Genomic DNA, 2,766 nt, shown 5'->3' on the forward strand with positions numbered 1-2,766 from the left:
GGCCGCACTGATGACCCGGACCGCCGGCCGGGAGCCTGAGGCCAGCCTTGTCGACGAGGTGCACCGGCGTACCGGCGGCAACCCGTTCTTCGTCGAACAGACCGCGCGGCTGTGGCACGCCGACGACGCGGTCGGCACCATCGCACCCGGCGTACGGGAGGCGGTGCGCCGCCGCCTCGCCCAACTGCCCGCCACAGTGGTGGAGGCGCTGACCGTCGCCGCCGTACTGGGTCGCGAGTTCCACCGCCAGGTCCTCGCGGCCTGCGCGGCCGCTCCCGCGGCGCAGGTCGACCGGCTGCTCGACCGGGCGGTGACCGCCCGACTGGTGGTCGCCCGGGGTGGTGGCCGCTTCGCCTTCGCCCACGACCTGGTCCGCGAAACCCTCTACGACGGGCTGACCGACGACGACCGGCGGGCCCGGCACGGCGCGGTCGTCCGGGCGGTCGACGACCTGCGGGAGCTGACCGACCGCCTGATCCCAGCCGACCTCGCCCGCCACGCCTACCTCGCCGGTCCTGCGCTCGACCGGGCCCGGGTGGCCACGCTGCTGCTCGCCGCCGGCCGGGCCGCGTTCGCCCGGCTGGCGGGCGACGAGGCGGCACTGCACTTCCGCCGAGCCCTTGAGGTGGTCGAAGACCCGGTACAACGGGTGCGGATCCTCGTCGAGTTCGCCGAGTCGCACTACCACCACGCCGACCGGGAAGAGGTCACGAGGCTGCTGGCCGAGGCCGCCAAGCTGGCCCGGTCACTCGACGACCCGGTGCTGCTGGCCCGGGTCGCGCTCATCGTCAACCGCGCCCGCCAGGTGGACGCCGCCCAGTCGGCCGAAGCGGCGGAGCTGGTGCGCGAGGCGTACCGCCGGTTGATCAGCGAACCGGACGCCACCGCGCCGGTCGGCGCCCTGGTCGCCGACCTGATCACCGCCAGCGAGACGATCGCCCGTCGAGGGCAGGACGACGAGGCGCTCACCTTCAGCCTCTGGGCCCGCCACGACACGACCTGGGGGCTCGGCACCGCCGCGACCCGAGCCGCGCTCACCGCCGAGATCCGGGCCGTGGCCCGGCGGACCGGCGACCGGGAAACCGAGCTGTGGGCCACCTCGCTGCGCTGGGTGGCGCTGCTGGAGCTGGGCGACCCGCGCTTCGTCGAGGAACTCGTCACCTTCGTCGACGCCGAACGGGAGGGCGACTTCGCCCGGCACCGGATGGCGGCGGCCGTCGACAGCGGGATCATCGCGGCGTTCGAGGGCGACTTCGCCACGGCCGACGAGCGGTTCGCCTTCCTCACCGACCAGGCCGACCCGAGCTACGCCGAGTTCGGCTTCATGGGCCATCACCTGCGCTGGTCCCGGCTACTGCTCCAGGGCCGGGTCACCGAGGCCGCCGCGCTCGTGGAGGGGCTCGCCCCGACGGACTACCCGTACCGGGAACTGCTGCGAGCGATCACCGCTGCGGAGCGCGGCGACGGCGAGACGGCGCTCCGGTTGACCGTCGGCATCGAGGCCACCGCCACCCGGTACCCGCGCCCGGTGTCACCGCTCTGGCTCCGACTCCGCGCTCAGGCCGCCGCCGCGTCCGGCGACCCGAAGCGCTGCGATGCCGCGCGGGCCGCGCTCACCCCACACCGTGGGGAGTGGATGGTGGGGCTCTTCGGCTGCGACATCAGCGGCCCCGTCGACCACTGGGTGGCACTGATCGACGCCGCCCAGAAACGCTGGGACGACGCCATCGCCGGATTCACCGCCGCCCGGGACTCCGCCGACCGGATGGGCTCCCGAACCTGGTCGCTGCTCGCCCGTACCGGCCTCGCGAACGCCCTCGCCGGCCGAGGTCACCCCGGCGACTCGACGACGTCGACGGCGTTGCGCGCCGCCGCCGTCCAGGAGGCGACCGCCCTCGGCATGACGCAGGTGCTCCACCGGCTCGCCGCCCCGACAGCCCGCGACATCCACCACCCGGACCAGGCCGTCTCGCTGGGTCAGGTTGCTGGTTGGGGCCAGGCCGTCGGGTCGGGCCAGGTTGTCGCGCCCGGTCGTGCCGCGCCGGTCGCCGCTGCGTTCAAGGGGTACGAGTTTCGGCGCGACGGGCGGGTCTGGCAACTGGCGTACGACAGTGTCGTGGCGCACCTGCCCGACGCCAAGGGCCTGCATGACCTGCACCTGCTGCTCAGCCGGCCCGGCAGCGACGTGCCGGCCGTCGAACTGCTCGACCCGGCGGCCGGGCCGGAGCTGGTGGCCGCCCGGCGAATGGGCGCCGATCCGGTCCTCGACGACGAGGCGAAGGCCCGCTACCGGCGGCACCTGGCCCGCCTCGACGAGGAGATCGACCGGGCCGCCGCCCGCGACGACGACCGGAAGGTGTCCAAGCTGGACGCCGAGCGGGGTGCGTTGCTCGACGAGCTGCGTGCCGCGGCGGGCCTCGCCGGCCGGAGCCGTCGCCTGGGCGACGAGGCCGAGCGGGCCCGCAAGACGGTGACGGCGCGAATCCGCGACGCGCTCCGCAAGCTCGACGACCGGCACCCGGCGCTGGCGAGCCACCTGCGCGAAACAGTCTCCACCGGAACGACCTGCCGCTACCAACCCCCCAACGCGCTGCCCTGGCAGCTCTGACCTCACCCCAGCCCTCCGCGATCTTGCACTTTCGGTCGCCGGTTCAGGTGGATTCGTCACCCTTGTCGGGACAGAAAGTGCAAGATCGCGGGGGCGGGGCGGGGCGGGGCGGGGCGGGGCGGGGCGGGGCGGGGCGGGAGATCGGAAGAGGGTCGTGG

The 2,766-nt window shown here is 74.6% G+C and carries 1 protein-coding gene; it reads left to right on the forward strand.

Translation table 11 applies throughout. The features are described from left to right. The coding region (locus tag ABZ749_RS33270) for an ATPase (protein WP_357234931.1) at nucleotides 1–2,608 on the forward strand (2,608 nt) is incomplete at its 5' end. Between the last annotated feature and the right edge of the window lie 158 nt (nucleotides 2,609–2,766).

Source organism: Micromonospora sp. NPDC047753 (assembly GCF_040642735.1).
Lineage (GTDB): Bacteria > Actinomycetota > Actinomycetes > Mycobacteriales > Micromonosporaceae > Micromonospora.